General features: G+C 66.6%; 4 protein-coding genes and 1 pseudogene. 2 read left to right on the forward strand and 3 right to left on the reverse strand.

Annotation, left to right across the window (positions count from 1 at the left end; genetic code table 11):
• Positions 1-119: 119 nt before the first annotated feature.
• Positions 120-1,217, reverse strand: a complete 1,098-nt coding sequence (locus AC1DOC_RS17170) for a glycosyltransferase family 4 protein (RefSeq protein ID WP_478079163.1) — start codon at positions 1,215-1,217, stop codon at positions 120-122.
• Between the two features lie 44 nt (positions 1,218-1,261).
• Here AC1DOC_RS17170 and AC1DOC_RS17175 point away from each other — a divergent pair, with 44 nt between their 5' ends.
• Both AC1DOC_RS17175 and AC1DOC_RS17180 read left to right on the forward strand, forming a co-directional pair.
• Entirely contained in the window at positions 1,262-2,020 is a 759-nt protein-coding gene (locus AC1DOC_RS17175) for a glycosyltransferase family 2 protein (protein WP_478079162.1), read from the forward strand.
• An 86-nt stretch (positions 2,021-2,106) separates the two neighbouring features.
• A complete protein-coding gene (locus AC1DOC_RS17180) occupies positions 2,107-4,140 on the forward strand; it encodes an acyltransferase family protein (RefSeq protein WP_478130147.1) in 2,034 nt (677 codons plus the stop codon).
• Positions 4,141-4,164: 24 nt separating this feature from the next.
• Here the strand turns inward: AC1DOC_RS17180 and AC1DOC_RS17185 are convergent, their stop codons facing one another.
• A complete protein-coding gene (locus AC1DOC_RS17185) occupies positions 4,165-5,226 on the reverse strand; it encodes a glycosyltransferase family 2 protein (protein WP_436042389.1) in 1,062 nt (353 codons plus the stop codon).
• 38 nt (positions 5,227-5,264) lie between these two features.
• Positions 5,265-5,495: pseudogene (locus tag AC1DOC_RS17190) on the reverse strand (glycosyltransferase family 2 protein); the annotation flags it as partial.

Raw genomic sequence — 5,495 nt, forward strand, 5'->3', positions numbered from 1 at the left:
GGGCCAGGATCTCGGCCTTGTCGCGCGGGGGAATGTTGAGGACGGGGTCGGTCATGGGCGGGCAGGCTCCAAAACGGTGGGGACGATGGGAAGAATGAATTCTTGCAGCAGGGAGACCGTCACGGGCGCAGCCAGCGCGGCACCTTGAATCGCACGATCATCAGGTAGGCGCCCACATAGGTCGTGACAAACAGCAGGCAGAACAGCATCAGCACGATGGTGTTGTTCCAGAACAGCACCGCGGGCACCACCGACAGCGCGGCGAACATCCAGAGGTAGGGCGAGGTCCGGTTGTTGCGGGCGAGCAATTGCCGCGCCTCGTCGTCCGCGAACGCCACGCGCACGATGCGCCGGAAGATCAGCTGGTGGAAGTGCAGCGCATCGGCGGTGCCGGGCGACTGCCCGCGCGCGAGCTTGCGGTAGATGGAGAACAGCGTCTCCCACACCGGGTAGATCAGCAGCAGCATCGGAAACCACGGCGAGACGACGCGGTGCCGCTGCACCAGCGTCACGCAGGCCAGCGCAATCACCATGCCCCAGACGTAGGCGCCGCCGTCGCCGGCAAATATCTTGCCGCGCGGATAGTTCCAGATCAGGAAGCCGATGGTGGCGCCGACCAGGCAGACCATCATGGCCGCGAGCTGGCGGTCGCCCACCTGCAGCGCCACGTGCGAAATGGCCAGGCACACCAGCACCGCCACCGTGCCGGCCAGCCCGTTGTAGCCGTCGATGATGTTGAAGGCATGGGGCAGCCCGCCGATGGCCAGCGCCGCGAACAGCACGGCGCCGTACGGCACCAGGGCCAGCCAGCCATCGACCGCCTCGATGCCGGTGCGCGACAGGCCCAGGCCCAGCACCCAGCACGCGAGCAGCGCGGAGCCTATGGTGAGCGCGAGCCGGTAGCGCACCTTGACGTTCTGCGTCACGTCTTCGACGATGCCGCCGAGCACCGCCGGCGCAATGCACAGCAGCGTGAGCATCGAGGTCTTGAGCGGCCAGGACACGTTGAACGGGTCGGTGCCGGTGATGCCGGAGGCCAGCCAGGCCGCGCCCATGCCAAGCAGGATGCCCGCCCCCCCGAGCCGCGGCACGTGGCCCTTGTGGAAGCGCTGGGGCATGTCGGCGCCATAGAGCCGGGCGTGCCTGCGCGCGCGGCGCATGAACACCTGGACCCCGAAGGCCGAGACGAAGAAACTGATGACGATCAGAGCAATCATGTGTGGGTGTGGGGGGACCCTAGAATCCCGAGCGAAATTAGACCATGCCGGCGCCCCCTTCCCCTTCCTCCCCCCCGATCACCATTTCGATCGTCAGCCACGGCCAGCTCGCGCTGGTGCGCCCGCTGCTCGAGCAACTGGACCGTTTCTGCCGCAGTTCGACCGCCAAGGTGGTGCTCACGCTGAACATCCCCGAACCCGACGTGCTGGCCGGCCTGGAATGGGGGTTTGCGGTCGAGCGGATCGAAAACACGAGCCCCAAGGGCTTTGGCGCCAACCACAACCAGGCCTTCGGGCACTGCGGCACGCCCTGGTTCCTGGTGCTCAACCCCGACATCCGCCTGGACGGCGACGTGCTGGCGCCGCTGGTCGCCCAGGCCGCGCCCGACGCCGGCCTGCTGACGCCGCGCATCCTGGAGCCCGGCCGCAGCACGCCCGAGCAGCACCGCGCCGTCATCACGCCGCTCGAGATCCTCACGCGCCGCAAGCCGGGGTACGTGCGCCCGGCGGTGCCGGACTGGATTCCGGGCCTGTTCATGCTGTTCCGCAGCCAGGCCTACCGCCAGATCGGGGGCTTCGACGAGCGCTTCTTCATGTACGGCGAAGACTTCGACATCTGCGCCCGGACCCAGCTGGCGGGCTGGAAGCTGCAGGTGGGCGAAGACCTGCTCGCACGCCACGAGGCCCAGCGCGCCAGCCGCAGCAGCAGGAAGCATCTTTACTGGCACGTGACCAGCCTGCTCAAGGTGTGGACCTCGGGCGCGTTCTGGCGCTACCTGCGGGCCCGCTCCCGCGGGACCTGAAAAAAGCCGCTCCCGCGTTTGCGCCGACAATCCGGGGCCGGGAAGCCAGCAGAGACCGCAGGCGCCTTCCCCTCCCAACCACGACGATGACGACCACGAGCAGCCCGACAGCCCCGCAGGAACACGCCCACCTGCTCCATCCCAAGTACCGACCCGACATCGACGGCCTGCGCGCCGTCGCCGTGCTCTCCGTGCTCGGCTACCACGCGTTTCCGCAGTGGATCAAGGGCGGCTTCATCGGGGTCGACATCTTCTTCGTCATCTCGGGCTTCCTGATCACCACGATCATCCTGGGCAGCTTCGAGGGCGACGGGTTCAGCTACCGCGAGTTCTACGCGCGCCGCGTGAAGCGCATCTTTCCGGCGCTGGTGCTGGTGCTGGCCGCGACCTTCGCCTTCGGCTGGTGGGCGCTGCTGCCGCACGAGTGGGAGCAGCTCGGCAAGCACGTGGCGGCGGGCGCCGGCTTCGTCTCGAACTTCGCGTTCTGGAGCGAGGCCGGCTACTTCGACAACGCGGCCGAGACCAAGCCGCTGCTGCACCTGTGGTCGCTGGCCATCGAGGAGCAGTTCTACATCTTCTGGCCCGTGCTGCTGGGCCTGGCATGGAAGCGCAAGTGGCGCGTGCTCACGGTGGTGGGCGCGGTGGCAGCCCTGTCGTTCCTGCTCAATGTCGCGACCATCCACAGCCACCGGGAGGCCGCGTTCTATTCGCCGCTGTCGCGCTTCTGGGAGCTGATGATCGGCGGCATGCTGGCGTACATGCGGCTGCACCGGCCCCTGCCCAAGCCGGGCTGGGGCCGCCATGCGCAGTCGATTGCCGGGCTGGTGCTGATCGGCCTCGGCCTCGCGTTCATCCGCGGCGGCAAGGCATTTCCGGGGTTCTGGGCCATCCTGCCCACGCTGGGCGCCTTCTACTGCATTGCGGCCGGCCCGACCGGCGTGCTCAACCGCTACGTGCTCGCCTCCAGGCCGATGGTGTGGGTCGGCCTCATCAGCTATCCGCTGTACCTGTGGCACTGGCCGCTGCTGGTCTACGCGCGCATCGTCGAGGGCGAGCTGCCCTCCAACGGCCTGCGCGCGCTGATGCTGCTGGCGGCCGTCGTGCTGGCCTGGCTGACCTACCGCTTTGTCGAGCGCGGCACGCGCCGCAGCGAGAGCAGCACCGTGATCTCGGTGCTGGTGGCGCTGATGGTGGGCTTCGTGGTGCTGGGCACGCTGGCGGCCACGCGCTACTACGTCGGGCGGCACAGCGACCCCTACTTCAACAAGACGGCCGCGGCCGCCAAGGACTGGGGCTACCCGGACGGGCTCAGCCCCATCAAGGTCGATGGCGAGGTGCTCCAGCAGATCGGCCACGGCAAGCGCCGGGTGCTCCTTTTCGGCGACAGCCACATCGAGCAATACGGCCCGCGCGCCGTGGAGCTGAACAAGATCGCGCCCGACACCCTCGATTCGCTCTCCTTCGCCACCTGGGGCGCCTGCCCGCCCATTCCCAACGTGGTCGACGAAAAGAACAACCTCTGCGGCGAACGCCGCGACGGCGCCATGCGCCTGGCCATCAGCGACAAGTTCGACGCAGTGGTGTTCGGCGGCTGCTGGAACTGCTACTTCTCGGAAACCGGCAAGCCCAACGCCGCCAACGCCGATGCCGACCGCTACTACTACTCCGACGGCAAGACCAAGCACCGCTTCATGGGCGGCGGCGGCGTGGACCTGGCGCTCAACATGCTCGAGGCGGTGATGACCAACCTTGCCAAGCACAAGCAGGTTTATCTGGTTCTGGACAACCCGGTGGGGGAGGGGTATGGGCCCGAGGAGTTCATCAAAGGCGGGCGGCTCGGGGACATGAAGGTGGCTCGCATGTCGCCTACTGCGCCTTGGGGATCGGTGCAGAAGGAACTGCACGAACGCATGCGCCAGATCGCCAAGCGCAGCGGTGCCATCGTGATCGACCCGATTCCGACGCTCTGCAAGAACGACCAGTGCACCCGCGCGGACGCCGACGCGACGCCGATCTACAAGGACTCCGGCCACCTGCGGGCCGAATATGTGCGGCAGTTCGCCACCTACATCGATGTGGCGATGACAACGCAAAAGCAGMCCGCGGCGGTCGGCCGCTAGCTGGCCCTGCGGCGGGCTGCGGCGTCAGCTCTTGTAGATGCGCCGCAGGCTGCGGATGCCCGGCAGCCGGGTGAGCGCCCCCACGAAGCGGACCATGCCCGGGGTGCTGTGGCGCAGCAGGAAGAGCGTGATCCACAGGCGCAGCTTCTTCTTGCGGCCCACATAGGGGTTCGCAAAGACGATGGCACCGTACTCCGCCAGCACCGCGCTCATCTCCCCGCGGTACTGGTCGTCCTTCTTGATCGCTTCGATCGCTTCATTCACGAAGAACAGCTGAAAGCGCGGCATCAGATATTCGCGAAGGTAGTAGCGGCCGCGCTGATGCTCGTCGGGGAACATCTGCAGCAGCTTCTTGAAGTACTTGAAGCGGCTGCGGACCATCCGGATGCCGAACGACGTGCTCGCCGTGTGGATGCACCAGACCGTCACCGCCTTGTCCACGAAGTGATTGCTGTAACCCTTGCGGAAAATGCGCAGGAAGAGGTCGTCGTCCTCGTAGCCCATGAACTGCGAGTCGAACCCGCCCACCGCCTCGAAGGCCTTGCGGCTCACGAGCGTGGCCGAGGGCAGCACGAACATGTCGTAGCGCAACAGGTCGAAGATGCTGCGCTTGGGGTGTTCGGCATGGTCCTTGATGACGCCCGTGCGGATCACGTTGCCATCGCCATCGGCCTCGTACAGGTCGGCGTAGATATAGCCGAAGAGCCGGTCGTCCGGAGGGATCGAGGTGACGAGCGTCTCGATGTGGTTGGGCAGGTAGAAATCGTCCTGGTCGAGGAAGCAGATGTATTCGGAGGTGGAGGCAGCCACCCCGGCGTTGCGCGCCGAGCCCTGGCCGCCGTTCTCCTTGTCCAGGATGCGGAAGGGATAACGGGCCGCGAGCGCGTCGAGCGCCGCGCGCTCTTCGGGCCGGGAGCCGTCGTTGACCACGATCACTTCGTTCGCGGGCACCGATTGCTCGAACACGCTTCGAACCGAACGCTCGATGAAATCGGCGCCGTTGTAGAACGGGATGATCACCACCACGCTAAGCGAAGCGCCAGGGGCGCCGGCGATGGTTGCTGGGGAGGAATTCGTGGTGGTCATTGTTTTTCTGGAGTGACGCGATTCGCTTGGGCGCAAGCCTACACAGATTCGAAGAGGTCGCGCACCACGCCCCGGAAGCCACGGCCGAACTTGTCGTAGCGGCCGGTCATGGCTTCGCGAAGAATGGGCAGGCAACGGGCGAGCCGCGATGCCGGCAAGGCAGCGCGGAAGCGCTGGTGCTCGATCTTGCTGCGCACCTTGTCGAGAATTTCCGGCGAAACCCGGCCTCCGATCTTCTGCAGCCGTGCAAGGAGCAGTTCGGCCTTGAT

This window comes from Variovorax sp. 01T439_2 (assembly GCF_056398445.1).